Origin of the sequence: Phenylobacterium sp. (genome assembly GCF_022402485.1) — a bacterium.
Taxonomy (GTDB): domain Bacteria; phylum Pseudomonadota; class Alphaproteobacteria; order Caulobacterales; family Caulobacteraceae; genus Phenylobacterium.
The window spans coordinates 1-25,793 of sequence record NZ_JAKRSA010000018.1 but is presented as its reverse complement, the minus strand read 5'-3'; the positions used below and the strand labels follow the sequence as shown (position 1 = coordinate 25,793).

21 protein-coding genes are annotated in these 25,793 nt (G+C 66.4%); 12 read left to right on the top strand and 9 right to left on the bottom strand.

The window, feature by feature from the left end; genetic code table 11:
• The first annotated feature begins 157 nt into the window (after window positions 1–157).
• A complete protein-coding gene (locus MH112_RS06140; protein WP_296565283.1) occupies window positions 158–1,498 on the top strand; it encodes an MFS transporter in 1,341 nt (446 codons plus the stop codon).
• Window positions 1,495–2,010 (top strand): nuclear transport factor 2 family protein, encoded by a 516-nt coding sequence (locus MH112_RS06135; RefSeq protein WP_296565281.1) that lies wholly within the window; start codon window positions 1,495–1,497, stop codon window positions 2,008–2,010. Before MH112_RS06140 ends, MH112_RS06135 begins: the two co-directional genes overlap by 4 nt.
• A gap of 53 nt (window positions 2,011–2,063) precedes the next feature.
• Here the strand turns inward: MH112_RS06135 and MH112_RS06130 are convergent, their stop codons facing one another.
• On the bottom strand, window positions 2,064–3,728 hold the full coding sequence (locus tag MH112_RS06130) for an NAD(P)/FAD-dependent oxidoreductase (RefSeq protein WP_296565278.1): 1,665 nt from the start codon (window positions 3,726–3,728) through the stop codon (window positions 2,064–2,066).
• 142 nt (window positions 3,729–3,870) lie between these two features.
• Entirely contained in the window at window positions 3,871–5,469 is a 1,599-nt protein-coding gene (locus MH112_RS06125) for an acyl-CoA synthetase (protein WP_296565275.1), read from the bottom strand.
• Between the two features lie 194 nt (window positions 5,470–5,663).
• On the opposite strand from MH112_RS06125, the gene MH112_RS06120 reads away from it, so the two are divergent.
• The 6 genes from MH112_RS06120 to MH112_RS06095 all read left to right on the top strand — a co-directional run bounded on the left by MH112_RS06120 (window position 5,664) and on the right by MH112_RS06095 (window position 11,458).
• Window positions 5,664–6,770 (top strand): NADH:flavin oxidoreductase, encoded by a 1,107-nt coding sequence (locus tag MH112_RS06120; RefSeq protein WP_296565273.1) that lies wholly within the window; start codon window positions 5,664–5,666, stop codon window positions 6,768–6,770.
• A 100-nt stretch (window positions 6,771–6,870) separates the two neighbouring features.
• On the top strand, window positions 6,871–7,620 hold the full coding sequence (locus tag MH112_RS06115) for an SDR family oxidoreductase (RefSeq protein WP_296565271.1): 750 nt from the start codon (window positions 6,871–6,873) through the stop codon (window positions 7,618–7,620).
• Complete coding sequence (locus MH112_RS06110; RefSeq protein WP_296565268.1) at window positions 7,617–8,246, top strand: SDR family NAD(P)-dependent oxidoreductase; 630 nt, start codon at window positions 7,617–7,619, stop codon at window positions 8,244–8,246. Before MH112_RS06115 ends, MH112_RS06110 begins: the two co-directional genes overlap by 4 nt.
• Entirely contained in the window at window positions 8,243–9,121 is an 879-nt protein-coding gene (locus MH112_RS06105; RefSeq protein ID WP_296565266.1) for an SMP-30/gluconolactonase/LRE family protein, read from the top strand. Before MH112_RS06110 ends, MH112_RS06105 begins: the two co-directional genes overlap by 4 nt.
• A gap of 13 nt (window positions 9,122–9,134) precedes the next feature.
• Window positions 9,135–10,313, top strand: coding sequence for an acyl-CoA dehydrogenase family protein (locus MH112_RS06100; protein WP_296565259.1), 1,179 nt, complete (start codon window positions 9,135–9,137; stop codon window positions 10,311–10,313).
• Between the two features lie 8 nt (window positions 10,314–10,321).
• Window positions 10,322–11,458 (top strand): acyl-CoA dehydrogenase family protein, encoded by a 1,137-nt coding sequence (locus MH112_RS06095; RefSeq protein ID WP_296565256.1) that lies wholly within the window; start codon window positions 10,322–10,324, stop codon window positions 11,456–11,458.
• A 66-nt stretch (window positions 11,459–11,524) separates the two neighbouring features.
• Here MH112_RS06095 and MH112_RS06090 read toward each other — a convergent pair whose 3' ends face one another.
• Together MH112_RS06090 and MH112_RS06085 are read right to left on the bottom strand one after the other, a co-directional pair.
• The gene (locus MH112_RS06090) at window positions 11,525–12,283 is read right to left on the bottom strand and encodes an SDR family NAD(P)-dependent oxidoreductase (protein ID WP_296565747.1); all 759 of its coding nucleotides are present in this window, start codon (window positions 12,281–12,283) and stop codon (window positions 11,525–11,527) included.
• Between the two features lie 188 nt (window positions 12,284–12,471).
• Complete coding sequence (locus tag MH112_RS06085; RefSeq protein ID WP_296565254.1) at window positions 12,472–15,201, bottom strand: TonB-dependent receptor; 2,730 nt, start codon at window positions 15,199–15,201, stop codon at window positions 12,472–12,474.
• A gap of 365 nt (window positions 15,202–15,566) precedes the next feature.
• On the opposite strand from MH112_RS06085, the gene MH112_RS06080 reads away from it, so the two are divergent.
• Window positions 15,567–16,361 (top strand): IclR family transcriptional regulator, encoded by a 795-nt coding sequence (locus MH112_RS06080; protein ID WP_296565251.1) that lies wholly within the window; start codon window positions 15,567–15,569, stop codon window positions 16,359–16,361.
• Between the two features lie 27 nt (window positions 16,362–16,388).
• Here MH112_RS06080 and MH112_RS06075 read toward each other — a convergent pair whose 3' ends face one another.
• Window positions 16,389–18,032, bottom strand: coding sequence for a long-chain fatty acid--CoA ligase (locus MH112_RS06075; RefSeq protein WP_296565248.1), 1,644 nt, complete (start codon window positions 18,030–18,032; stop codon window positions 16,389–16,391).
• Window positions 18,033–18,266: 234 nt separating this feature from the next.
• Here MH112_RS06075 and MH112_RS06070 point away from each other — a divergent pair, with 234 nt between their 5' ends.
• The gene (locus MH112_RS06070) at window positions 18,267–19,778 is read left to right on the top strand and encodes a 3-hydroxyacyl-CoA dehydrogenase family protein (RefSeq protein WP_296565245.1); all 1,512 of its coding nucleotides are present in this window, start codon (window positions 18,267–18,269) and stop codon (window positions 19,776–19,778) included.
• Between the two features lie 45 nt (window positions 19,779–19,823).
• Here MH112_RS06070 and MH112_RS06065 read toward each other — a convergent pair whose 3' ends face one another.
• From MH112_RS06065 to MH112_RS06055, 3 genes are all read right to left on the bottom strand, one after another.
• A complete protein-coding gene (locus MH112_RS06065) occupies window positions 19,824–20,048 on the bottom strand; it encodes an alpha/beta hydrolase (protein WP_296565243.1) in 225 nt (74 codons plus the stop codon).
• A gap of 84 nt (window positions 20,049–20,132) precedes the next feature.
• Complete coding sequence (locus MH112_RS06060; RefSeq protein WP_296565241.1) at window positions 20,133–20,699, bottom strand: alpha/beta hydrolase; 567 nt, start codon at window positions 20,697–20,699, stop codon at window positions 20,133–20,135.
• A 5-nt stretch (window positions 20,700–20,704) separates the two neighbouring features.
• Entirely contained in the window at window positions 20,705–21,472 is a 768-nt protein-coding gene (locus MH112_RS06055; protein WP_296565239.1) for an enoyl-CoA hydratase/isomerase family protein, read from the bottom strand.
• A gap of 215 nt (window positions 21,473–21,687) precedes the next feature.
• On the opposite strand from MH112_RS06055, the gene MH112_RS06050 reads away from it, so the two are divergent.
• Together MH112_RS06050 and MH112_RS06045 are read left to right on the top strand one after the other, a co-directional pair.
• Entirely contained in the window at window positions 21,688–23,265 is a 1,578-nt protein-coding gene (locus MH112_RS06050; RefSeq protein WP_296565238.1) for an SDR family oxidoreductase, read from the top strand.
• 39 nt (window positions 23,266–23,304) lie between these two features.
• Window positions 23,305–23,826 carry a nuclear transport factor 2 family protein gene (locus MH112_RS06045; RefSeq protein ID WP_296565236.1) on the top strand — a complete coding sequence of 174 codons (522 nt, stop codon included), beginning with the start codon at window positions 23,305–23,307 and terminating at the stop codon, window positions 23,824–23,826.
• Between the two features lie 46 nt (window positions 23,827–23,872).
• On the opposite strand, the gene MH112_RS06040 is transcribed toward MH112_RS06045, so the two are convergent.
• Window positions 23,873–25,516 (bottom strand): NAD(P)/FAD-dependent oxidoreductase, encoded by a 1,644-nt coding sequence (locus MH112_RS06040; protein WP_296565233.1) that lies wholly within the window; start codon window positions 25,514–25,516, stop codon window positions 23,873–23,875.
• Between the last annotated feature and the right edge of the window lie 277 nt (window positions 25,517–25,793).

Here is a 25,793-nt window from a genome sequence, read left to right as displayed (position 1 = left end):
CAGGTCGACGGGCTGCCGGACCCCACAGCAGGTTCGGGGCCCAGGCTATCATCACATAGGGGATATTTGCGATCCCCCCTCCGCCCAACCTTCGGCCCGGCGGGGAGGACCTATGGTGCCTCAAGCTGGGCAACAGGCCCACGGGGAAGGCTCACAGATGACCGACACCACGCCAGACGCCACGATCGCGCCGCCGGTCAAGGCCTCCTTCAGCTCGGGCTATATGCGCTACGCCCTGGCCCTGCTGATGGTCATCTACACCCTCAACATCCTCGATCGTCAGATCCTGACCATCCTGGCTGAGCCGATCAAGCAGGACCTGGGCCTGGCTGACTGGCAGCTGGGGGCCATTACCGGTCTGGCCTTTGCGGTCTTCTACACCGGCATGGGTCTGCCCATTGCGCGGCTGGCCGACCGTGGGGACCGGGTCTGGCTGATCAGCGCCTCCCTGGCCATCTGGAGCGCATTCACCATGGTCTGCGGCCTGGCCAAGAGCTTTCCGCACCTGTTGATCGCCCGGCTCGGGGTTGGCTTTGGTGAAGCCGGCTGTTCGCCCGCCGCCCATTCGCTGATCAGCGAAATGACACCCCGGCCCAAACTTGCGTCTGCCCTGGCCTTCTATTCCCTGGGCATTCCCCTGGGCTCACTCATTGGCCTGACCATGGGCGGGCTGGTGGCCGATGCTTTTGGCTGGCGCGTGGCGTTCTTCATTGCTGGCGCGCCAGGACTGCTGGTCGCGGTTCTGGCCGTGATGACCCTCAAGGAGCCCCGCCGGCTGCTGCGCCGCGATGAGCGGACGGAGTCCACCATCCCGCTCGCCGTGGCGATGCGAGAGCTGCGCACCAAGCGGTCCTTCTGGTGGATCTCCCTGGGCACGGCCTTTGGCTCCCTGGTGTTCTACAGCCAGAGCGCCTTCTACGGCTCCCTGTTCATGCGGGCCCATGGGGAAGAGATCGCTGCGCTTGGTCAGTCCATGGGCCTGGGCCCGGCTGGCTTCCTGGGTCTGGCGCTCGGGCTGCTGCTGGGCCTCAGCTCCGGTCTTGGCACCTATATGGGCGGGCAGATCGCCGACCGCGCGGCCAAGATCGGCATCAAGGGCTATACCCTGGTGCCCATGATCGTCCTGCTGGCCTCAAGCCCGTTCTATATGGGTCTGAACCTGGCGCCAGGCGCAATCCTGGCGCTGGCCTGCGTGGTGCCGGCCAGCTTCGCCTTCGCCCTGGCCTATGGGCCGATCTTTGCCTCGGTGCAGTCCCTGGTCAGCCCGGGGGTCCGCGCCACCGCATCTGCAGTGCATCTGTTCGTCACCACCGTCATCGGCCTGGGCCTTGGCCCCCTGGTCGTGGGTCTGCTGAGCGACGTCTTTGCCGTCGCCCATGGCCCCGCCGCAGGCCTGCAATACGCCATGGCGTGCAGCACCCTTGGCCTGTTCATCGCCGGTGGCTGCTTCTACCTCGCCGGCCGCTCCATCGGGCAGGACGAGTACAAGGGAGCATGATGCCCACAGGTCCCGACGCCCAAGGCCTCGCGGACCGGGTCGCCATCCGGGCCTGCCTTGCTCGCTATCACCGGGCAGTGGACCGGGCCGATGAGGCCCTGCTGCGCTCGGTCTACTGGCCCGACGCCACCGAGCGTCATGCCAGCTTCGATGGCACCGCAGACGCCTTTGTCGAATGGGGGTTGAAGCTGCGCGACAGCTTCGAGGCCTGCGCCCACCAGATCAGCAATGTCATGATCGACCTGCGGGGGGACCAGGCGGTGACAGAGGCCCTGTTCACCTCCCTGCAGCGACGGCGCGATCCTGAGGCGGGGCTGGTGGTGGACCATCTGTGCGGCCGCTATCTCGACCTGTTCGAGGCCCGCAATGGTGAGTGGCGGATCGCCCGGCGACTGGTGGTCTATGACTGGTTCGAGCGGAGGGTGCCGACCCCTGGCCGGAGCCCGCTCCTGAACGGTGGACGGTTCCCAGACGACCCGCTCTATGCCCACCTGACCCGTCAAGGCCCCTGAAACGGGGGGGGTATTTCGAGCTGTTATGTGCGCATTTCGGCGTCGAAAGGGCCCTATTGAGCCAATTCCGACGCCCGCTTTTCGGCCGGCTTCGCCAGGCTCTGGAACTGGAAGGCGTCGTAGGTTTCCGCCGCCAGGCGACAGGCCTCGGCATAGCGCAGATACCCGCCGGTATACATGCTGAGGCCCCGGGGCTTCCCGGCGATGTTGCCGCCGGTGTACCAGGTGTTGGCCTTGCTCACGAGGGTCAGCTGGGCCAGGGCCTGAATGGTCTCCAGCCAGGCCTCCTGAGCCGCGGGGCTGGGCTCCATGGCCGTCAGCTGGTGGCGGCGCATGTGTTCGATCGCCTCGACGATCCAGTCCACATTCTGCTGGTCGAGCAGGATCAGATTGGCCAGGGCGGCGGGTCCATTAGGACCTGCGACGGTGAAGAAGTTGGGGAAGCCCGCGACCATCAGGCCCAGGTGCGAAACCGGACCGTCCTGCCAGACATCGCGCAACCTCAGCCCCTCGCGGCCGGTGACCTCCAGGTTCAGAAGAGCGCCGGTCAGCCCGTCATAGCCGGTGGCGAAGATCAGCACGTCCAGTTCCACCTCCCCGGCCGCCGTCTTGATCCCCGCTGGCGACAGGCGATCAATGGGATCGCTCAGGCAGTCGTGCAGCCGCACATGGGGGGCGTTGAAGGCCTCGTAATAGCCGGTGTCCAGGCACGGCCGGCGGGCGAAGATCGGGTAGCCGCGGGGCTTGAGCTTCTCGGCGGTCTCGGGGTCCTTGACCACCTCGCTGATCTTGCCGCGCACAAACTCAGCTACCTGTTCATTGGCCTCAGCATTGGTCAGCAGATCGGCGAAGGTACCGAGGAAGGCCAGCCCACCCTGCTTCCAGGCGTCTTCCATCAAGGCCAGACGCTGGGCCGGGGCCACGCTGAAGAACGGCCGCGTGGACTGGGGACGCACCCCACCAATGGCGCTGTTGCGCGCGCCCTGGCGCATGCCGGCATAGTTGCGCTTGATCTCGGCGGCGTAGTCCGGATCGATGGGCACATTGCGCATGGGCATGGTGAAGCTGGGGGTGCGCTGGAAGACCACCAGTTCGGCGGCGGTCTTGGCGACCTCTGGGACGATCTGGATGCCAGTGGAGCCGGTGCCCACCAGACCGACCCGCTTGCCGGCGAAGCTGACCTCCTCTTGGGGCCACTTGGCGGCCAGATAGATCTCGCCCTGGAAATCCGCGGCACCTTCAAAGGGCACACCCTTGGGGATGGACAGGGGGCCGGTGGCCATCACGCAGTAGGTCGTCTCCAGAACCTGACCCTGGTCCAGTTCCAGGCGCCAGAGATTGCGCGCTTTAATGAAGTCGGCGCGGACCACCCGGGTATTGAAGGCATAGAGATCGCGCAGGGCCAGACGGTCGGCCACAAAGTTGGCATAGGCCAGGATTTCCGGCTGGGCGGCGAACTGTTCTGTCCAGGTCCAGGCCTGCTCGATCTCCGGCGAGAAGGAATAGGAATAGTCCAGGCTCATGAGGTCGCAGCGGGCGCCCGGATAGCGGTTCCAGTACCAGACCCCGCCCACATCGCCGCCAGCCTCAACCCCCAGGACGGAGAGTCCCATCTCCCGGAAGCGGTGAACGGCGTACATCCCGCCAAATCCGGCGCCGACCACGATCACGTCGTAGCGCTTTTGATCAAGGATGCTGGAAGGGGTGGCCGTGGTCATCGGGGGTCTCCGCGAAGTGGTTCCCAGGCAGTTTCCGGGGTGGGTCCCCAGGGGTCCAAGCCAGCAGGCCGGCCAGACCAAACATCACGCATGTGAGGAACCGGGCCAGGCGACCGGCGCCTGGCCCTGCCCCTCTCCAGGGTCAGACCACCGCCAGAGCGTTGGCGGATCGGTAGTCGGCCTTGCCGCTCTCGTGCCGGGGCACCTCGTCGACGAAGATGAACGTCTTGGGATGCTTGTAGCTGGAGAGCGACTGGGACAGGCCCCGCCGGACCTCGGCCTCGTTGAAGGCGGCATCGGCCTTGACGATGGCCACGACGATCTTGCCCCACTTCTCGTCAGGCCGACCCACCACCAGGGCGTCGATGACTCCGGGCTGCAGCTTCAGCGCCTCTTCGACCTCCTCAGGGAAGACCTTCTCGCCGCCGGTGTTGATGGAGAGGTTGCCCCGCCCGATGAGCATGAACTGATTGGGCGGCAGCCAGCGGGCGAAGTCCCCGGGCACGGCGTAACGGACGCCATCAATCACCCGATAGGTGGCCGCCGTCTTGTCGGGATCCCCATAATAGCCCAGGGCCATGGGACCGCTGCGCGCCAGGAAGCCCTCCACCGGCTGGTCCTTGGGCAAAACGGTTCCGCTGTCGGCGTCGATCAGGACAGTGCTGGGGGCGGCGTCAAAGATACCGGTCTCGGGCACATGACCGGCCTTGGCCACCGAGTAGCCCAGGCCAGAGGCTTCCGAGGCGCCCAGGATGTCCACGAGGCTCAGTTGGGGCAGCTGGCGCACCAGGCCTTCCTTGACCTCCTTGGTCCAGGTCAGGCCGGCGGAACTGATCGCCTTCATGGTCGACAGATCATAGCCGCCGGGATTGTCCTCCAGGGCTTTCAGCATCGGCTTGGCAAACACGTCGCCGACAATGGCCACCCGGGTGGCACCATGGCGCTCGGCAGCCCGCCAGAGCTCATCGGCATCGAAACGATCCTGGGTGAGGATGATGGCCGTGCCGCCATTGAGAAGATCGCCCATGGCCGCATTGCTGCCGGAGCCATGCATCAGCGGACAGGCCGGAATGATCCGGCTGGGCGCAGGATTGGCGCGCACCATCTCGGCGTGCTCCTCCATGGAGGTCGGCACCTTGAGGATCAGCGGGGATTCCAGCTGAACCCGGCGGGCCTGGCCCAGGGGCCAGTGCACCCCCTTGGGCTTGCCCGTGGTGCCCCCCGTGTAGAGCAGGTAGCCGTCCTGCCAGGAGCGCTTGATCGTCAGAGGGGCACCCTCACCGGCCGTGGCCATGGCCTCATAGCTCAACACCCCGTCACCCGCCGGAGCGGACTTGCGGTCAGACTCGATACGCACCCAGGTCGCCACCGAGGGCAGCAACGCGCGCAGGGCCGGCAGCAGCGGCTCATAGGAGTCCTGGTAGAAAAGGCCGGTGGCCCCGCAATCCTTGAGGACGTAGGCGATCTCCTCGGCGGTGTAGCGGTAGTTCAGATTGACCGTCAGCAGCCGCGCCTTCACCCCGGCCACCAGGAATTCCATATAGGCCGGGTGGTTGCGGCAGAGGATCGCAATGCGATCGTCTGGCTTGAAGTCCAGGTCGACCAGCTTGGCGGCGACATTATTGGTGCGCCGGTCGAAGTCCGCCCAGGTGACGATGTCATCGCCCCAGATCAGGGCGGGACGGTCCGGCGGCACAACCCGTGCGACGGCGTCCAGGATGTCTCCGTAATTCCAGTCCATATCAGGCTCCGAGGATCGTCAGTCCGTTCTACCGGACCCCTCGGGCGCCCCCGGCCCACCACCTCCGCAGCAACGAGAAATCACGTGGGTGATAGGCGCAGCGTCATCACGCACATGATTTTGCCGGGGCCCCGTCTGGGGCAGGGCCACGGCCAGGGCGGGGGCGCCAAGGTGGCGCGTCCGCAACGAAAGGAATGCCTGTGGCCGCGACCCTCTTTGATCCCGTCACCGTCGCTGGCCTGGCGCTGCGCAACCGGACCGTGATGTCGCCCATGACCCGGCGCTTCTCGCCAGGGGGCATCCCCACAGCCGAAGTCGCGGCCTATTATGTCCGCCGGGCAGAGGCCGGGGTCGGCGCCATCATCACCGAGGGCGTGGCCATCGACCATCCGGTGGCGGTGGACCATGCCGATATCCCGATCTTCTACGGGGACGCCTTGCCCGTCTGGCGGGACATCGCCGCCCAGGTAAAGGCCGCCGGGGCCGCGTTTATTCCGCAACTCTGGCATGTGGGCGGCCATCGCAGCCTGACGGAGACTCCGCCTTCGCCGGATCTGCCCTCGGTCTCGCCGTCCGGAATTTACCAGCCCGGTGCCCCGTTCGGTGAGCCGGCCACCGAGCGCCAGATCGCCGACATCATCGCCGCCTATGCCCGCTCAGCCCGGGCCGCCCTGGAGATCGGCGCTGACGGGATCGAGATCCACGGCGCCCACGGTTATCTGATCGACCAGTTCCTTTGGGCACCGACCAATGCCCGGACCGACCGGTATGGGGGCGACTTCCAGCGCAGGCTGACCTTCGCCACCGAGGTGGTGCGGGCCTGTCGGAGGGCCACCACCGCGAGCTTCCCGATCCTGTTCCGGTTCTCTCAGTTCAAGCAGGTGGACTACAGCGCCCGGCTGTTTGCCACGCCGGAGGATCTGGCCGCGTTCCTGGAGCCGCTGGTGGATGCCGGGGTTGATATCTTTGACTGCTCTCAGCGGCGGTTCTGGGATGCGGAGTTCGGGGGCTCTGACCTGAACCTGGCCGGCTGGACCCGAAAGCTCGGCGGACGCCCGGTGATGACCGTGGGCTCTGTGGGTCTGGGCTCGGACGTGGTCGCCTCCCTGCGGGAGGGTCAGGACATTTCCGAAGCCAGCGCCCTGGACCGGCTGGAAACCCTGCTGGCCCGGGGAGACTTTGATCTGGTGGGCATCGGCCGGGCGCTGCTGGCTGATCCGCAATGGGTGGCCAAGGTGCAGAACGGCCAGAATGACCAGCTGGTGGGCTTTTCCCGGGCAGCCCTGCAGACCCTTTCATAAGCCACATCACAACTGTGATTAGCGTGCCCTGAGCCAGGGGAGAGTCCGCAGGGATGGGGATTCCCGCTCTTGTGGGACGACCACAGAAGAGGACCGGGACTTGCCCGAACTCGCCCCCGAACTCGCTCCAGAACTCGCATTTGTCACCGGTGCGGCCCAGGGCATCGGCCGCGCCATCGTCGAGCGGCTGGCCGCTGACGGGTTCTATGTGCTGGCCGTCGACGCCGACGCCGCCACCCTGGCGCAGACCGCGCAGGCCTGGCGCGCGGCGGGACTGCCGGTGGACGCAAAAGTGCTCGACTGCCGGGACCGGACAGCCATCCGCGCCGTGCTCGACGGCGTCGATGCCCTGGACGTGCTGGTCAACAATGCCGGCGTCAGCGGGGTCCTAGATCCCATTCCTGAGGTGGACCGCGCCGAGTGCGCCCGGGTGATGGAGATCAATCTGCTGGGCGCCTTCAAGGTTGCCCAGGAGGCGGTGCGTAAGATGACGGCCGGCGGCCGGGTCGTGAACCTGGCCTCGCGGGGCTATCTGGGGGGAGCTGGCGCGGCGCACTATGTCGCCTCAAAGGCCGGGGTGGTGGCCATGACCCGGGCCATGGCGGTGGAGCTTCGCTGGCGGGGCATCCGGGTCAATGCGGTCGCGCCGGGGCTGGTGGGCACCCGGATGATCGAAGACTTCGGCGACATGCTCGGAGCGCTGAAGCGCCTGGAGCCCACCGGAGATGCGGCCAGCCCAACAGACATTGCCGCGCTGGTCGCCGCCCTGGTGGGGCCAGACACCGCCTTTCTGAATGGCCAGGTGCTGCTCGCCGACGGGGGCAAGGCCCTGGGAGTTCCCCCCCTATGACCCCGGATCAGCCGCAGATCATCGTGGCCGGCGAAGGCCCCGTAGCCTTGGCGATCCTGCAGGCCCTGGCGGCCTCTGGCCAGGTTAGCGCCCAGATCAGCCTTGCTGATCCTGAGGCCGTGGCGCAGGTCGCCCAGTCGCCCCTGGCGGGCCTGGTGGTGGTGGCCCCCCCGCCGCAGGCGAGGGCAGATTTCCTGCAGATTGATGACGCCGATCTGGAAGCTGGCCTTGGGCCATTCCTCGACCTGTTCGATGCCCTGGGGGTCCTGTCGCCCGCGGTAATCGACGGCGGGGCGGTGGTCTATGTGGGCCATCGCGGACACCTGGGGACCTGGGGCGGCACCCATGAGGCGGCCTTCTCCGGGGCAGTCGCCGGCCTGATGCGCGCCCTGGCCCTGGAGACCATGGGGCGAGGCCTGCGGGCCAATGTGGTGGCCACAGACCTTGCCGATGACCAGAGCCGCATCCCGCCTGAAATCCATCTGGCTCAGGTGGCCGACCTGACCCTGTTCCTGCTTTCGCCCGCTGCGGGTGCTGTCAGCGGTGAGCTTTTCCTGGCCAACCGGGGGGCCAGCCTGCGGCCGCGCGAAGCCCGCAACCGGACGCCAAAGGAGGTGGCCCAATGAGCCCCACCGCGACCATCATCGGCCACAGCCGATGCAAGCTGGGGGAGTCCCCCCTTTGGGACCCCCAGGCCAAGCTCCTCTATTGGGTCGATTCCGTCGCCCCTTGTGTCTGGCGCTATGACCCCGCCACGGGAGACCAGCGGGCCATCCCGATGCCTGACCGGGTGGGCAGCATTGTCCTGGGTCAGCCGGGCGAGCTATTGGCGGGGCTGGCCGACGGCGTCTACCGGCTGAACCTCGCCACCGGCACCTGCCAGGTGATCGTCAGGCCCGTCGAACTGGTGGACGGAGAGCGGCTGAACGACGGCAAGACCGACCGCCGGGGCCGCTACATCACCGGGTCCCTGGTGATGGGCCACGATAACCCGATTGGAAAGCTGTTCAGCTTCAGCGGCGGCGAGACCTATCAGGTTCTGCCCACCGACCCTGTGGCGATCTCCAACAGCATCTGCTTCAGCCCGGCCGGCGATGTGCTCTATTTCGCCGACAGCCTGCGCAACCTGGTCTGGTCCTATGAATATGACCAAGAGACCGGTGCCTTGGGCACCCGCCGCGACCTGATCGACACCAGCGGCCTGGGAAGTGCCCCAGACGGGGCCACGGTCGACGCCGAGGGCTTCCTATGGGTCGCCCTGGTCCAGGCACAGAAGATCGCCCGCTTTGCCCCCGACGGACAGCTGGACCAGATTCTGGACTCCCCCGTCCCCTTTCCCTCCTGCCCGGCCTTCGGCGGCGAGGACCTCAAGACGCTCTTTGTGACCTCCATCTCCGACAGCGGCGGACGGCTCGTAAGCGCCGACGACGGGGCCGGACGCCTCATGGCCTATTCCGGCCTTGGGGTAGGCGGGATTGCTGAAACCCGCTGCCATCTTTGACCCCCTGGACATCATGAACCTAGATCTGACCCCCGAGCAGCAGGCGTTCCGCGACGAGGTTCGCGCCTTCTTCGTGGAAAACACCCCACAGTCATTCAAGGCCCGGGTGCGGGCCGGCATGCGCCTGGAGCCGGCCGAGTTTGTGACCTGGCAGAAGCTGCTCCATGCGCGGGGCTGGGGGGCCCCATCCTGGCCGAAGATGTATGGCGGCACCGGCTGGGATCCGACCCAGCTCTATATCTTCGAGACCGAGGCCTCCAAGGCCGATGCCCCGGTGCAGTTCCACCAGGGGCTGGAGCTGATCGGCCCGATCATCTTCACCTTCGGCAGCGAGGCTCAGAAGGCCAAGTACCTGCCGGCCATCATCACCGGGGACGACTGGTGGTGTCAGGGCTATTCCGAGCCCGGCGCTGGCTCGGACCTCGCCTCCCTGTCGACCCGGGCCGTCCGCGACGGGGATCACTATGTCATTTCCGGCCAGAAGGCCTGGACCAGCTACGCCCATGTGGCCAACCGGATGTTCCTGCTGGCGCGCACCGATCCGGACGCCCGCAAACAGGCGGGAATCTCCCTGTTTCTGGTGGACATGGACACCCCGGGCATCACCGTCCGCCCGGTGGTGACCATGGACGAGATCCACCACACCAACGAGGTCTTCCTCGACGCGGTCCGCCTGCCGGTGACAGCCCTGCTGGGGGAAGAGGGCAAGGGCTGGGGCTATGGCAAGGTCCTGCTGGACCGCGAGCGCGGGGTCACAGCGGCCACCACCACCCGGCTGGCCCAACAGCTGCGCGGTGCGAGGGCTGCGGCGGCCACCGCCAGGGTCGGCGAAGGCTGCCTGCTGGACGATCCCCGCATCGCCGACCGGCTGGCCCAGCTGGAGCTTGAGGTCATGGCCCTGGAAGGCATGGTCATGCGCACCATGGCTGAAGCCGCCTCGGGTCAGGATTCAGGCCCCCGCGCCTCGATGATCAAGGTCCGCTGGTCTGAGCTTTTGCAGGAGGTCACCGAGTTCTGGACCGAGTTGCAGGGCTATGACGCCATGCATTTCGGCGCGGTGAACAACGCCCCCCTGCCGGGTCCGGACCCCTGGGCGGCCAAGGGCATGCTCTATTCACGGGTCACCAGCATCTACGGCGGCTCCAACGAGATTCAACGCAACATCATCGCCCGGCGCGCCCTGGGACTCTGAGGCCAAACATGGACTTCAATCTCACCGTTGAGCAGCAGATGCTGCAGGACAGCGCCCGTCGCTATGGGGCCGAACACCACGTCTTCACCGCCTGGCGCGCCAGAATCGCCCGGGGGGAGGCCTTCGAGCGAAAGAGCTGGGCCAATATGGCCGAGCTCGGCTGGCTGGCGCTCAATGTGCCGGAGGATCTGGGCGGACTGGACGCCACCCCGGTGGAGACCATGGTGATCTGCGAGGCCCTGGGCCGTCATCTGATGCTGGAGCCCTTTGTCTCCAGCTGTGTCATCGCCCCGCAGCTGCTGCGAGAGGCTGGTCCTCGGGCGTCAGAGCTCCTGGCAGCGATCGGGGCCGGCGAGGCCATGGTCTCGGTGGCCGACGCCGAGCCGGACGGCCGCTTCAACCTCAACCATGTGGCCACCCGGGCCGAGGCCACCCCTGGCGGCTTCCGTCTGGACGGCGTCAAGAGCCATGTCCTCGACGGGGGCGTGGCCGACGGGTTCGTCATCCCGGCCCGCACCTCGGGCGCCGTGGGAGACGCCGATGGGGTGAGCCTGTTCCTGGCCTCGGCCGACACGCCCGGTCTGGTGGTGGAGCCCAGCCGCGCCATGGACAACCGGGTCAATGCCCGCCTGCGGCTGGAGGGCGTCACCCTGGGGCAGGACGCCCTGCTGGGCGAGATCGGCCAGGGGTCAGCGAGACTGGCCCAGGCCATTGATGCGGGCGTCGTGGCCCGGTTGGCCGAGGCCCTGGGGGCCATGGAGGCGGCCTATGACATGACGCTGTCCTACCTGCGCACCCGCTCGCAGTTTGGCCAGCCGATCGGTGCCTTCCAGGCGCTGCAGCACCGTATCGTCGACATGGCCATCGCCTGCGAGGAAGCCCGCTCGATGACCTATCTGGCCACCCTGTCCCTATCGGGGGCGGAGCCCGCACGCAGCCGGACCATCGCTGCGGCCAAGGCCCGGGTCAGCCAGACCAGCCTGTTCGTCGGCCGCCAGGCCATCCAGTTGCACGGGGGGGTGGGCTTTACCGAGGAACTGGCCATCGGCCACTACCTGAAACGCCTGATCATGATCGACATGGCCTTTGGCAATGCCGACCACCACCGCACGCGCCTGGCCGAGCTGAGCCGCCAGGCGGCCTGAGCGCAAGCGTGAGGGGCAGGCGGGGCCACGACCTGGGCCCCGCCTGACGCCCTGCTGCGGCTTTCCCTATGAGAGGGAATTGGCCAGACCGCCGTCGACGGTGAGCAATTGGCCGGTGACGAAATCGCTGTCATCACAGGCCAGGTAGCGCACGGCCTTGGCGATATCCTCTGTGGAGCCGAGGCGGCCCAGGGGGGTCTGCAGAATGCGGTCCTGGATGCGCTCGGCCGAGACCACCCGGCGGACGCCCTCGGTGTCGACCGTAGAAGGTGCCACCGCATTGACGCGGATCTTGTGGGGCCCAAGCTCGGCGGCGGCGGCGCGGGTGATGCCGGTGACGCCTGCCTTGACCCCGCAATAGACCAGGCCATTGGGCATGCCGAGCAGGGCGCTGACCGAGGCAATGTTGACGATGGAGCCACCGCCGCCAGCCTTCATGTGCTCGGCGGCGGCCTGGATGCCCCAGATCACCCCTGAGAAGCCCACGGAGACCATGCGGTCCACAGTCTCCGGTTTGATGTCCGGCACGGCCTCATAGAGGTTCCACATGGCGTTGTTGACCAGCACGTCCAGGCGCCCGAAGGCCTGCACGGCTTCATCCACCGCGCCTTTGAAGGCGTCGCGGTCAGAGACATCGCAGCCGAGGCCGATGGCGCGACCGCCCGCCGCGGTGATCTCGTCGGCAGCGGCCTGGGCCCAATGGGCCTTGAGGTCGATCAGCGCCACCGCGCAGCCCTCGGACGCCAGGAGATCGGCCGCAGCCTTGCCAAGCCCCCGGGAGGCCCCCGTGATGACGGCTGAGCGCCCTTGCAGTCGACCGACCATGATTGTCTCCCCCTTGCGAATGCTGATGGCGGTGATCGTACCGAGGCTGGTCAGCGGGCGCCGATTGGGCATGGTCGCCCCGCCAACATCACCGATGTGATGGTCCGTGGGGCCTCCGGCATACCGCCCAAAGAAAAGCGCGGCGATCAGGGATCGCCGCGCGAAGTGGGAAGACCAAGGGAGGTCGGTCAGAAGGCTTGCTGGATCGCCACCCCGATGATGCGGGGCTCGGTGAACACCGCGTTGGGCATCAAGGCCAGGGCCTCGTCCACGGGGAACACATCGGTGATCGAGCGGTCGTTGAAGACGTTGCGGACAAAGGCCTCGAACTCCAGGCCGCGGTCTTCGCTCACCACACGCAAGGAGATGTTGGCGTTTTCCCAGCCGCGCAGTTCATCCAGAGGCGTGTTGAACACCCGCGAATGAGAGTCGCCCTGGCGGAAGTAGTCCCCGCGCGCAGTGGCTTCCCAGCCGCCGGGCAGCGCCATGGTGTACTGAGCGCCGAGGGAGACAGTCCAGGGCGGCGAGCCCGGGAGTTCGTTGCCCGCCAGCTGGGCTGGAATGCCATCGGTGGGGGTGACCCCGAACGAGGTGGCGAAGGCCCCCGAGCAGACGCCCAGCATGGCCGCGGCATTGCCTGAGACCCCGGCCACCGTGGGGGCACCTGGCCCCTGCTGGATGACGTTGACCAGATTGGCCAGGGCCGTGGTCGGCACGGTGCAGCCGGCCGCCCCGGAGGTCTTCACGAAGGTGAGATTGGGGTTCCGGCTTGTCCGGTTGAAGGGATCGATGGACTCGCCGTTGAGGATCTTGGTCTCAAGCAGACCCAGGGAGCCATTCAGGCGGAGGTTATCGATGGGCTCCCACATCACCTCGAACTCGGCCCCGAAGATCTCGGCGTCGATGTTCTCCGTCACGGAGATGCGGTTCACGAACTTCGAGACCTGATAGCCCTTGTAATCATAGTAGAACGCCGCCGCGTTGAAGGTCATTCGACCATCCAGCAGGGTGTTCTTGGTGCCGACTTCCCAGGCGTTGACGAACTCCGGGTCGTAGGTGGCCCGCAGGGTGGCGACCTGGCCGATATTGTTCGGACCACCGCCCTTATAGCCGCGGGAATAGAAGGCATAGAGCAGGGTGTCGTTGGTGAAGCCCAGCTGCGGCTTCCAGTCGAAGCCCACGCGCCCGGTCATCTCCTTGAATTCCGCCGTGATCGACGGCGGCGTCCCCCGGGGGAAGCCGCTGCCGGGCGTCAGGAACCGGACGGGATAGTTGTCGAGGGTCTTTTTGTCCTCGGTGTAGCGCAGACCCCCGGTCAGCTTCAGGTCGGGGCTGAGCTCATAATAGACCTCACCGAACACCGCATTGGAGTCCAGGTGGTAGGGCTGATGGCTCAGATAGTTGCCCCGCCCGTCGAGGTTCAGCTCCCGCGAGGGATTGATGTAGACGCAGCTGCTGTTCAGGGCGCAGGGCGCGCCGCCGTTGGCGGCCAGGGCCGCATAGGTGAAGGCGTTGGAGAAGATGTAGAAGTTCTGCACCACGTCATAACGCAGGGCCAGGGCACCGAGGCTGAAGTTCAGCGGCCCTTCGAAGCTCGACTGAAGCCGGAATTCCTGGCTCCACTGGCGCGAGGGGGTCTGGATTTCGTCGGCGATGATCAGACGGTTGGTGGAACCCAGCTGCGGGTCATTGATCACCCCGCCCGGCGCCAGCGGCGTGCTGTTGAACGGAATGGCGGCGCTGAAACGGTTTTCTTCCTGACCGGCATAGAGCCGGCCTTCGGAATAGGCGGTCAGCGAGCTGAACTGCAGATTGTCGTTCAGCTGCCAGTCGGCGTTGAGGGTGAAGACATCCTCCCGCGCCCGATAGGTCGGGTCGACGGCGGAGTCGATAACGCTGAGATCCCGAGGCTGCACATTGCCGTACAGATCGCCGGTGGTCAGGCCACGGGCGAAGGCGATGATGCCATAGAGCGAGGCCAGGGAGTTGGGGGTGCCATAGGCCGCGTCGGTATAGACCGAAGCATCAGCGCAGCCCTGGCTCAGGAAGCCGCGGACCACGGCGTTTGTGACGGCGGTGGCACCAACCCGGCTGGGGCCATTGTCACGGGTGCAGAGGGCCTTGCCGGTCCGCAGGCGGCTGTCTTCTTCCTCGAAGTGCTGCCAGGCCAGGTTCACATCCAGAGTCGAGGTCGGCTGCCAGCGCAGGCTGGCGCGGATGGAATAGAGATCACGGTCGTCAACCATGCGGTTGGTGCCGAGGTTCTTGACGAAGCCATCGCGGTTGAGGGTGGTGCCTGCCAGGCGCAGACCCAGCTGCTCGGTCAGGGGGATATTGACCATGCCGACCAGCTTGCGACCGTCAAAGTTGGTCACCTCGGCCCGAAGCATGCCCTCGAATTCGCCGGTAGGACGGGCGCTGATGACATTGACCACACCGCCCGTGGCATTGCGTCCGTAAAGGGTGCCCTGCGGACCGCGCAACACTTCGACCCGTTCCACGTCGAAGAACTCGGCTTCGAACAGCCGGTTGGCGGTGAGCGGTGCGCCATTGAAGTGCACGCCAGTGGAGCTGTCGCCGGTCACCGAGGTCTGCTTGGTGCCGATCCCGCGGATCTGGAAGTTGTAGCCGCTGTAATAGCTCTTGGCGAAGGTGACGTTGGGCACGGCCAGTTGCAGGCTCGGACCACCGACGATCCCCTGGGCCTGCAGGGTGTCCTGCGAGAAGGCCGAGACCGAGATCGGGACATCCTGCAGGCGTTCTTCACGCCGCTGGGCGGTGACCACCAGTTCCTCGAGGAAGGCGGGCTCAGGACTCGCCGCAGCCGTCTGGGCCACAGCAGGCACGGCGAGGAGCAACGTTAGAGTAGAGGCGCTGGCGGCGAGAGCGACCCGGCGCAGCTTAGGCGCGGTGTACATGATGTTTCCCCCTCAGAGGCTTCTTAGCGGCGACTGTTTTGCGGTTCAGGCGAGCGCCCAGATTGACGTCCGCACTCCTCAACTCGCCGATCTGCACTCCACCTCCCACTCAAGCTCACGCTCGACCTCGAATATCTCAATTGGAATAAACCCCGCCCGTGGGACGCAAGGCAGGTCCTCCCTCCATCGACAGACAAAGGTTGGGCCAAGGCAGGGACGTGGAGCCTTCCTGCGGGCGGCAAGGACGGGCATTTTCAGCTCTGGAAGCTGCCAGCCCAGTGGACCGGCGCTCTCGACAGGGGTCTGTAATCAGCCTTAGGTCAGGTTGTCGTAGAGAGTCCGCCAGCCCTGTGACAGGAACTGCGATGCGCCGAGACCCAATCAAATCGTCTGCCCGGACCCTTGAAGTCCTGGAACTGTTTCAAGAACAGCGCCGGCCGCTACGGCTGACCTATATCTTTGAGAAGCTCGGCTATCCGCAGTCCAGCACCACGACCCTGCTCAAGAGCATGGTGGTGCTGGGCTACCTCAACTATGACCGCGCCAGCCGAACCTATTTTCCGACCCCCCGTGTGGCCGCCCTGGGGGACTGGGTCAATCACCACCTGTTTGGTGCCGGGGACATCGACCGCCTGCTCAACACCATCTTTGAGCAGACCAATGAGACGGTGGTCATCTCCTCGCAGAATGACATCTTCATCCAGCACCTGCGGATCCTGCAGCCGAGTCATCCGCACAAGATTGCCATCACCGAAGGCACGATGCGGGTGCTTCCCCACTCCCCAGCTGGACTGGTTCTGATGAGCCAGATGCCGCCCAAGGCGGTGGATAAGCTGTGCCGCCATATCAACGCCTACCTGGGCGGCGCGAGCGACCGGATTGATATCCCCCAGCTTCAGACCCAGCTCGATTGGATCCGGCGTGAAGGCTACAGCCTGCTGGCGGCCTTCCCCTTCCCCAATGCCGCCGCCATAGCCATGCCCCTCCCCACCACCCCTCGGGGGGTGCAGCTCACCTTGGGCGTGGGCGGCCTCAACAGCCGCATCGCCCGCAAAAAGACCGAGATCCTGGAAATGATGCGGGCCGGGGTGGCGGCGTACGAGCGTGGCCTGCAGGCCTTGAACACCGAGACCTGGTCAGAGGCCGAAGACCATCATTGAGACCCTCCGACGTGGGGTCAGACAGGGTCAGGACTCGCCGTCGTCCTTCGAGAGATGATCCCGGTAGGTTTCCCGTAAGGCGCTCTTGAGCAGCTTGCCCGTGGCCGTATGCGGCAGAGCAGGCACGACGATCACATCATCAGGCACCTGCCACCTGGCCACGCGTGCGGCCAGGAACGCCAGAATGTCGTCCCGCTGCGGGGTCGCCGCCGGTGCCGCCACCACCAGCAGGATCGGTCGCTCCTGCCACTTGGGGTGGGGAACCCCGATCACGGCCGCCTCGCGCACATCGGGGTGCGCAATGGCGGCGTTCTCCAGATCGACGGAAGAAATCCACTCCCCGCCGGACTTGATGATGTCCTTGGAGCGGTCGGTCAGTTGCAGATAGCCATTGGGATGGATCTTGGCCACGTCGCCGGTGGGAAACCAGCCGTCGGCGTCGCAGGCCGGTGCAGGTGCCTTGAAGTAGCGCTGGACCACCCAAGGCCCCCGCACCTGCAGGTCGCCGGCGGCGATCCCGTCATGGGCCAGCACGGTGCCCTCCCCGTCGACGATCCGCAGATCGACTCCATAGATGGCGCGCCCCTGTAGCATCTGGATATCGTAACGACTCTGGGCATCCAGTTGGGCGTGTTCGGGCAAGGGCGTTCCAATGGTGGCCAGCGGACTGGTCTCGGTCATGCCCCAGGCGTGGATCACATAGACGCCGAGCATGTAGTCGAACCGCTCAATCAGGCTACGCGGCGCCGCCGAGCCGCCGACGAGCACCCGCTCCAGAGCCAGCCCAGATAGATCAAGCCGTTCCCTGTGGGCGGCGATGAAGTCCAGAAAGCCCAGCCAGACCGTCGGCACGCCGAGGCTGAAGGTGCATCTTTCTGCCCGCATCAGGTTGAAGATGCTCTCGCCGTCCAGAGCCGCGCCAGGCAGAATCAACCGTGCCCCACACATGGCCGCTGCAAACGGAATGCCCCAGGCGTTGACATGAAAGAGCGGCGTGACCAGGAGGACGCCATCGCGGGTCGACAGCGCCATGCCGTCCGCCGACAGGACCGTGAAGGCATGCAGGACCAGGGAGCGATGGCTGTAAAGAACGCCCTTGGGATCGCCTGTGGTGCCTGAGGTGTAGCAGAGGATGGCCCCGGCCGACTCAGCGACCTCGGTCCAGGGACTGGCGACGTCCTCGGATCCGATGAGGTCCTCATAATTGGTCAGGTTGGGCAGATTGAACGCCGGTGTTCCCGCTGCGTCGGCCAGGCAGACATAGCCTCGAACCCCGGTCAGCTCGAGTGCCAGCGCCTCCAGCAAGGGGCCGAACGCCGGATCGAAGAAGACGTAGGTGTTCTCGGCATGGCTGACGATGAACTTGATCTGCTCTGGAAACAGCTTGGGGTTGACGGTGTTGAGCACTGCACCCGCCCCTGTGACCCCATAATAAAGCTCGATATGGCGACTGGTGTTCATGGCCAGACTGGCCACGCAATCTCCTGTTTTCACCTCCAGCCGACGCAGGGCACCCGCCAACTGGCGCGCCCGTCCATTCACGTCCCGGTAGTTTGTCCGGAGGGTTGCCTCAGCGGACTTTGAGACGATCTCCCGGTCCCCATGGAAACGTGCGGCGTGATCGAGGAGGGAGGACAGCGTCAGAGGCGCGTCCTGCATAAGGCCCTGCATGGTGGTGGTACTCGCTGATTGAAGCGAACCGACCTTAGGGCGGGGGGGCGGGAGGTGCCCAACGGCCGCCCCACGGCGCGGCTTTTTCACGTACGCGATACTCAAGCGAGGGTGAATGCAGGGTCTTTCATCAATTTGTACCCGTGCGAGTATGGGGTGCGCACAGTTTGTGAGAACAACCGGAGAGCCGCCCCCGCGCGGCCTGCATCAAGCAAACCGGTGGGGAGGAAGCCAATGAGTGAGTTCAGCGCTCGCGCTGATACTGTCCCATCTGTGATCGGTCGCCTGCGACCGCGCGCGTCCCTGAACGCCCCGGTCGTGGATCTCAGGCTCGATTGCCCCGCGCCAAGCCGCTGGGACGCCGAGCATCGGGACGCTTTCATCAACGCCATTCAAGAGCGGGCTGCAGATCCGACGGTGCGCGCCATCGTCCTGAAGGGCCGCCGGTTGTTTTCTGACCCGGCGGGCGTCCCGCCCCTGTTGTCCCCGAAAGATCTGGCGGAGGTTTACGCCGCTGTCGCCGAGGCAGGCGTGCCGGTGATCGCCGTGATCAGCGGACCCTGCACCGGCTCGGGCCTCGATCTGGCCCTGGCCTGCGCCGCCCGCTTCGCCGCGCCGGCGGCCACTTTTGGCGACCTGGCGGCAGGCTGCGGGCGCCTGCCGAGCTATCATTCCCTGATGCGGCTGACCGCCCTTGTGGACCTGGAACAGGCCGCAGAGCTCTGCGTGTTTGACGCCACCTGGGACGCCGAACAGGCCAAGGCCTTTGGTCTCATTGACGCCCTGAGCCCACGGAACATCCCGGCCATGATCGACAAGGTCGGCGAGGCCGCGCGCCTGCGGCGGGCCCGGTCTGTGGAGCCTGAGGTCATCGCCGCCCAGCTCTATGGACTCCGGGTGCGTCTGCGCCGCGAAGCCCCTCAACGGGATGCCCCGCTGATCCGCCTGCGGGCGCTGGAATGCGCCATGCAAATGCCTCCCCGCCGCGCGGTGGTGGAGCTGGAACAGCTGCAGGCGACCTATGGACAGTCCCTGGAGGCCAAGGCTCTGGTCTACGCCGCCCGAGGTGAGGTTCTGCTCCGACGCCGATCGCCGGGGTTGGAGGTGGCCAGCGAGCTGCTCTGGCCGCTGATGCGGGAAGCCATCCACCTGCTGGACGAGGGCGCGACTCCAGCCCAGCTGGACCGGGTGTTCCTCCGCTTTGGCTTCCGCGAAGGGCCCTTCACCGCCTCTGATCGCCGGGGACTGGGCGTCGTATTCAGCCGTCATGGTGCCCTGGCCACGAGCGAGGATTGGTGCAGCTACTCACCGACCCTGGACCTCCTGGCTGACGCTGGTCGGACCGGAGGGGTGGGCACGCCGGGCTGGTTCCGTTGTGGTCCAGACGGGCGCAAGGGCTTTGAGCCGGAGGTCGAGGATCTCTTGCAGGCCTCAGCGACCTTCCAGCGGTTGCAGCGTCGTCAGTTGTCCGATGATCTGGTCACCGAACGCTGCCTCTATGCCGCCATGAACGGCGCAGCTCATCTTTTGGAAGCCCGCCCCGATCTTAGCCCCGAAGTGCTGGACGCCATCTGGCTACGGGACTTGGGGTTCCCCCGTTGGCGGGGCGGCCCCCTGTTCATGGCCCGCACCGACGGGGGACATGCTGTCGCCACCTTGAATGCCTGGGCCAGACAACGCATCACGGCGGGGGCCCCGTCCGACCTCCTGCGCCGCTTGGCCGTTCAGCAGACCCAGAGCGGCTGATCAGACGATTTTGCCGTGGCGTCAGGCCCGCTGATGGGGCGCACCCTAGGCCGCGCCCTGTCCCAGATGATCGAGGATCAACCCGGTCCATTGGCGCTCAAGCTCGGGCGGGCCATCGTGCGCCATGTCCTCCAGGATCACCAGCCGGGCACCAGGAATGGCCTCCGCCGTCTCCTCGGCAAAGGCGCGGGGAATCACCTGGTCGAGGGCCCCGTGGATCACAAGTGTTGGCGCTGAGCAGGCGCTTAGCGCCGGCCTGAGGTCAGGCATAGCCAATCCAACCGCATAATGTCGGGCCACGCCACCAGGGTGGATGCCGCGGAGAAACGCCTCGGTGGCCTCCAGTGCGACCCGCTAAGTGTCCAGATAGGCCGGGCTGCCGGTCAGGGTTGCGGCGCGCACCTGGCGAGCCACATAGGCAGCTTCGTCGGCGATGACCTCGCCCTCCAGGGCTTGCATCCGTTCCCGGGTGACCGCGCTGGCGATGCTGCGGCTGAAGGCCATGATCAGTGAGAGGGACAGCACCCGCGCGCCTTCGGAGAGGGCCAGGGCCTGGGCGACGCTGGTCCCCAGGGAGCGGCCGATGATGTGAAACTGGTCGACCCCTTCAGCCCGAAGCACCGCCAGAGCGTCGGCCGCCAGGTCCGCAAGGCCATAGACCAGGGGCGGCGGCTCGCCGGCCGTCACCGCATCATAGACCGCGGTCAGGTGCGAAGGGCCGGCAAAGCCCGTCGAGCGACCGGTGTCCCGGGAGTCGAAACGGATCAGACGGTAACCGGCCTGGACCAAGGGACCGCAGAAGGTCTCCCCAAAGTCGATGGACTGGCGACCAGCTCCGCTGATCAGCAGGATCAACGGGTCGCCCCGGCGTCCCACCGTCGTGTAGTAAAGCTCGACCTCCCCGTGCCGGGCGTGGGGCATCGCCCCTATCGCCCTTTGAACACGGGCGGACGCTTTTCGATAAAGGCCTGAACGGCCTCCTTGGCGTCCTCGCTCCTGGACAGCTTGATCGTATTGCCCTGCTCGTAGCGGTAGCCGTCGCGGAGGCTGAGATTGTCGATGACCGTCAGGCTGTCCTTGGCGGCGGCAATGGCCATGGGGCTCTTGCTGGCGATCTCACGGGCGATGTTGCGGGCATAGTCGAGGAACTCCTCGTGGGGCAGAGCGGCCTCGATAGCACCGCGACGATAGAGCTCCTCGGCGGTAGCGCGATAGCCGGTCAGAACCATCCGCCGGGCCAGGGAATAGGGAATGAAACGCAGGGTGTGCTTGGCCCCGCCGGCCAGCCCCACATCGATCTCCGGCAGGCCGAAGACCGCCCGCTCGGAGGCGACAATGATGTCGGCGCTGGCGGCAATGCCCAGGCCAGCCCCCAGGGCCGCGCCATTGATGGCCGCGACGATCGGCTTGCTGCACTCGATCATCGACCAGCTCATCTCGCGCGCCATGCGCTGGCGGGCAAAGGTGGTTCCAGCCGGCGCGTCGGGGCCAGGACGGTTCTTCAGATCGGCCCCGGCACAGAACACCTTACCCGCGCCAGTCAGCAGGACGGCACGCACATCGGTGCGCTCATTGAAGGAATCAAACAGGCTGGTGATTTCCAGCATCATCTCGACGCTAGCCGAATTCACCGGCGGGCTGTCGAGGGTGACCGTTGCCACGAAGTCCTCGACCTCAACCTTCAAACTCGACATCACCAAGCTCCCTGACCAGCGGACATCCGTCCCATTGCCGTCGAAGTAGCCTGTGCGACGCAGGGCCTGCGCGCCCGGCCCGAGCCAGCCGGCGGAATCACATAGGAGATATTTCCGGAGAACGTCCCTGGGCCTCCTGGCCCGGCCCATGGCGGCCTAGCCTGATGAGACTGGGCAGGCCCTTGGGCGCCTCGCCCGTCTCGCGCGAGCCCCTCATGTCCCAGCTGCAGACCTCTGAACCCCGGGCCGTCATGGTGACCGGCGCGGCCGATGGTATCGGCTGGGCCACGGCGCAGCACCTTGCCGCAGCTGGGCATCGGGTGCTGCTGACCGACCGAAATGCCGAGCTGCTGGCCGAGCGGCACAGGAGCCTTGGCCCCGACCACGGTGCCCTGCGCACCGATGTCTCCCAGGAAGCTGACCTGCGGGCGGCGGTGGCCCAGGCGGTGGCACAGTTCGGCGGCCTGGACATTCTGATCAACAATGCCGGGATCACTGACGCCGAAGCCCGGCCCACCCTGGACCAGCCGATCGAGGCCGTCCGGGCGCTGATGGCGGTCAATGTCCGCGGCGTTTTCCTGGCGTCCCGTGAGGCCTTTCGGGTGATGCAGGCGCAAGGGTCGGGGACGATCGTCAACCTGGCCTCAGGGGCCGGGCTGGTGGCCCTGCCCCTGCGCACCGCCTATGGGGCGAGCAAGGCTGCGGTCCTGTCCCTGACCCGCACCCTGGCCTGTGAGTGGGCCCGTCACGGGGTACGGGTGAACGCCGTCTCGCCCGGCTATACCCGCACCGACATGGTCCAGCGCCAGATCGATCTCGGCCGCCTGGATCCGACCCATATTGAGGCGCGGATTCCGTGGGGGCGGCTTGGGGAAGCCGAGGAGATCGCTGCGGCGATCGCCTTCATGGCCCTGGACGAGGGCTATATCACCGGGGCGAACCTGGTGGTGGACGGGGGCTATGCGGTCTATGGCGGCCTGGGGCCAGCCTCCCGCCATCCTGCCCCGGCCGCGCCAGCCCCAACCGCGCCAGCCTCGACCGGGGCCAGGGTGATCGCGGTCACCGGCGGGGGTCGGGGTATTGGCAGGGCCGTCGTGGATCAGCTGCGCCAAGGGGGCGATCATCTGCTGGTCCTGGACCGCGATCCCGAAGCCGTGCGCGACCTGGGCAAAGTGCTGGGGGCCGATCACCTGGTGGCTGAGGTGGATGTCACCGATCCGCCGGCGGTGGACCGGGCGTTTGCTGCGGCGCTCGCCCGCTGGGGCCGGCTGGATGTGCTGGTCAACAATGCGGGCTCGGCCGATGTCTTCAAGCCGACCCTGGAGCAGGACGCCGAGGCCTTCGACCAGGTGTTCGAGGCCAACTTCCTGAGCGCCCTGATCGTCGCCCAGGCCGCAGCTCGGGTCATGGCACCCGGCGGCGCCATCGTGAATCTGGGCTCCATCGCGGGCCTCGCCGGACAACCCCGGCGCAACGCCTATGGCGCGGCCAAGGCTGCGCTGATGATGATGACGCGGAACCTTGCCTGTGAGTGGGCGTCGGCGGGCCTGCGGGTCAACACCGTCGCCCCGGGTTATATCGAGACCCCCGCCGTGCTCGCCCTGCGAGACGCCGGACGGGCATCGTTCGAGGCGGTCATCCGTCGGACCCCCATGGGACGGCTGGGAACCCCTGAGGAGGTGGCTCGCGCGATCCTGTTTCTGGCCTCACCTGAGGCCAGCTATGTCACAGGGGCGACCTTGAGCATCGATGGGGGCTGGAGCGCCTTTGGCGACGCCGGCGACGCCAGCTGACCTGGGCCTGAAGACCAATTGCCAAGAGGAACCACAGCCATGAATGACACCCCTTCGCTCCAGGAACTCTGGGACCGCGAGATGATCCGCGAATGCCTCTATCGCTATTGCCGGGGGATCGACCGCATGGATGAGGCGGCCCTGCGGTCGGTGGCCTGGCCCGAGGGCCGAGACCGGCATGGCGCCTTCGAAGGTACGGCGTCGGAGTTCGTGGACTGGGCGCTGAAGGTGCTGCCTGGCATCGAACGCAGTGTCCATCAGGTGCACAATATCATGATCGCCTTCCAGGCCGGCGGGGCGGCGGTGGAGTCGTCCTTCACCGCCCTGCATCGGCAACCCAATGCGCAGGGTGAGCTGGTCGCCCTGCACATGTGCGGCCGCTATCTGGACTGGTTCGAGAAGCGCAATGGGGAATGGCGGATCGCCGATCGCACCGTGATCTATGACTGGGTGGAGGAGAATGCGCCGACCCCAGGGCCCCATCCGGAACGCTTCGGTGCCCGGCAGCCGGTGGGCGGCCGCTATCCCGACGACCTCATCTATGCGCACCTGAAACGCTAGCGGACTTGCCCACCTGGCGGGCTCCGTCAGGTGGGGTTTGCGGCCCCTAGCCTGCGACGGGCGTTCGGGCGGGCTCGAAGCTGCAGCCGGCATAGCCGGACGCCGCCTCCGTGGCGCAGATCTCCGCATAGCGATTGAGACCGCCGGCATAGACATTGAAGCCCCGGGGTTTGCCCGGGATGTTGGTGCCGGTGTACCAGGTGTCGGCCTGCACATAGAGGGTGCGCTCAGCCAGGTCCCTGACGGTCTGAACCCAGCCGTCCTCTGCCGCAGGCGTCGCCTCGATGGTCTCCAGCCCCTGGGCCTGCATATGGGCGATGCAGTCCATCATCCAGTCTACATTCAGCTCATCCAGCCGGATGTAATTGGCCAGGATCGAGGGGCCGTTGGGGCCGCCGATCACGAACAGGTTCGGGAATCCGGCCATCAGCAGGGCGAGATAGGACTTGGGCCCCTCGGCCCACTTGTCGCTGAGCCGCAGCCCTTCGCGGCCGCGGATATCGATGGCCAGCATCGGCCCGGTCAGGGCGTCATAGCCGGTGGCCAGGATGATCACGTCCAGGTCAATGTGCCGCTCGCGGGTCTGAATGCCCGTCTCGGTGATGGCCGTGATGGGGTCGGCCAGACAGTCCACCAGGCTGACATTTGGCCGGTTAAAGGCCTCATAGTACTGGGTGTCCAGGCAAGGGCGCCGGGTGAAGATCGGATAGCCCCGGGGCTTCAGCGCCTCTGCGGTGGCCGGGTCACGCACCACCTGGCTGATCTTGTCCCGGACAAAGTCCGCCACCACGTCATTGGCCGCCTGATTGACCAGCAGGTCGGAAAACAGACCCAGGAAGGCCAGGGCACCGTGGCGCCAGGCGTCCTCCATCAGGGCGGTCCGCTCCTCCACACTGACGCTGAACAGGGGACGGGTGGAGACCGGCCGGACGCCGCCAGCGAAGGTGGTCCGCGCCGCAGCCCGCAGGCCCGGCATGTGGGCCTTGAGCTGGGCGACAAAGTCCGGGCTGAGCGCGGTGTTGCGCATGGGCAGGGTGAAACTGGGCGTGCGCTGGAACACATGCAGTTCGGCAGCTTCGGCTGCGACCACGGGGGTGATCTGAATCCCCGTCGAGCCTGTCCCGACCAGTCCGACCCGCTTGCCCGCCAGCACGACAGGACCGTGGGGCCACTTCGAGGAACGGTAGAGCTCGCCCTTGAACTGCGACGCGCCTGGGATATCCACGGGCTTGGGGAGGGAGAGCGGCCCGGTGGCCATCACCAGGTAGCGCGCCGTATAGCGCTGCCCGCAGGCGGTCTCCAGCGACCAGATCCTGTGGGCGTCATCATAGGCGATGGCACAGACCTGGGCCTCGAACCTGTAGGACCGCCGCAGATCCAGCTGATCGGCCACAAAATTGGCATAGGCCAGGATCTCCGAACCGGTGGCAAAGGTTTCGGTCCAAGTCCAGGCCTGTTCAAGATCTGCTGAGAAGGCGTAGCTGTAATCCAGGCTGATCACGTCACAGCGGGCGCCGGGATAGCGGTTCCAGTACCAGGTGCCGCCGACATCGCCCCCGGCCTCCAGTCCGGTCACGCTGAACCCGGCCTGCCGCAGTCGGTGGACGGCGTACATGCCGCCAAACCCCGCCCCGATGACGATGGCGTCGGAGGCCTGGACGGGACCGGGGGAACGCGGGACGACGGACATGGGGCACTCAACGGTATGATCAGACGTGGGGCGGGTCCTTGACCCTGAGCGCCCTGCCCCACGCCCTCAACCGATCCGGCAAGACCCCCTCAAACATCACATAGGTGAAGCCCAGTTGCGCCGAGCGCCCTGCCCAGGCTGATGCTTAACTGGCGGGCGGGGACCTGCGTATCAGACGCAGCAAAGCCGCCGGACGTGGCGCGTACGGCGGCTTTTTGGATGTTTGGGTGCGGGGACAGGATTTGAACCTGTGACCTTCAGGTTATGAGCCTGACGA

Excerpts from the sequence above, each read along its gene's own strand:
- MH112_RS06140 (WP_296565283.1), top strand. The coding sequence starts at position 158 with ATGACCGACACCACGCCAGACGCCACGATCGCGCCGCCGGTCAAGGCC.
- MH112_RS06130 (WP_296565278.1), bottom strand. The coding sequence starts at position 3,728 with ATGACCACGGCCACCCCTTCCAGCATCCTTGATCAAAAGCGCTACGAC.
- MH112_RS06085 (WP_296565254.1), bottom strand. The coding sequence starts at position 15,201 with ATGTACACCGCGCCTAAGCTGCGCCGGGTCGCTCTCGCCGCCAGCGCC.
- MH112_RS06075 (WP_296565248.1), bottom strand. The coding sequence starts at position 18,032 with ATGCAGGGCCTTATGCAGGACGCGCCTCTGACGCTGTCCTCCCTCCTC.
- MH112_RS06065 (WP_296565243.1), bottom strand. The coding sequence starts at position 20,048 with ATGCCTGACCTCAGGCCGGCGCTAAGCGCCTGCTCAGCGCCAACACTT.
- MH112_RS06090 (WP_296565747.1), bottom strand. The coding sequence starts at position 12,283 with ATGGTCGGTCGACTGCAAGGGCGCTCAGCCGTCATCACGGGGGCCTCC.
- MH112_RS06135 (WP_296565281.1), top strand. The coding sequence starts at position 1,495 with ATGATGCCCACAGGTCCCGACGCCCAAGGCCTCGCGGACCGGGTCGCC.
- MH112_RS06110 (WP_296565268.1), top strand. The coding sequence starts at position 7,617 with ATGACCCCGGATCAGCCGCAGATCATCGTGGCCGGCGAAGGCCCCGTA.
- MH112_RS06070 (WP_296565245.1), top strand. The coding sequence starts at position 18,267 with ATGAGTGAGTTCAGCGCTCGCGCTGATACTGTCCCATCTGTGATCGGT.
- MH112_RS06040 (WP_296565233.1), bottom strand. The coding sequence starts at position 25,516 with ATGTCCGTCGTCCCGCGTTCCCCCGGTCCCGTCCAGGCCTCCGACGCC.
- MH112_RS06125 (WP_296565275.1), bottom strand. The coding sequence starts at position 5,469 with ATGGACTGGAATTACGGAGACATCCTGGACGCCGTCGCACGGGTTGTG.
- MH112_RS06095 (WP_296565256.1), top strand. The coding sequence starts at position 10,322 with ATGGACTTCAATCTCACCGTTGAGCAGCAGATGCTGCAGGACAGCGCC.
- MH112_RS06100 (WP_296565259.1), top strand. The coding sequence starts at position 9,135 with ATGAACCTAGATCTGACCCCCGAGCAGCAGGCGTTCCGCGACGAGGTT.
- MH112_RS06050 (WP_296565238.1), top strand. The coding sequence starts at position 21,688 with ATGTCCCAGCTGCAGACCTCTGAACCCCGGGCCGTCATGGTGACCGGC.
- MH112_RS06055 (WP_296565239.1), bottom strand. The coding sequence starts at position 21,472 with ATGTCGAGTTTGAAGGTTGAGGTCGAGGACTTCGTGGCAACGGTCACC.
- MH112_RS06045 (WP_296565236.1), top strand. The coding sequence starts at position 23,305 with ATGAATGACACCCCTTCGCTCCAGGAACTCTGGGACCGCGAGATGATC.
- MH112_RS06105 (WP_296565266.1), top strand. The coding sequence starts at position 8,243 with ATGAGCCCCACCGCGACCATCATCGGCCACAGCCGATGCAAGCTGGGG.
- MH112_RS06120 (WP_296565273.1), top strand. The coding sequence starts at position 5,664 with ATGCCTGTGGCCGCGACCCTCTTTGATCCCGTCACCGTCGCTGGCCTG.
- MH112_RS06060 (WP_296565241.1), bottom strand. The coding sequence starts at position 20,699 with ATGCCCCACGCCCGGCACGGGGAGGTCGAGCTTTACTACACGACGGTG.
- MH112_RS06080 (WP_296565251.1), top strand. The coding sequence starts at position 15,567 with ATGCGCCGAGACCCAATCAAATCGTCTGCCCGGACCCTTGAAGTCCTG.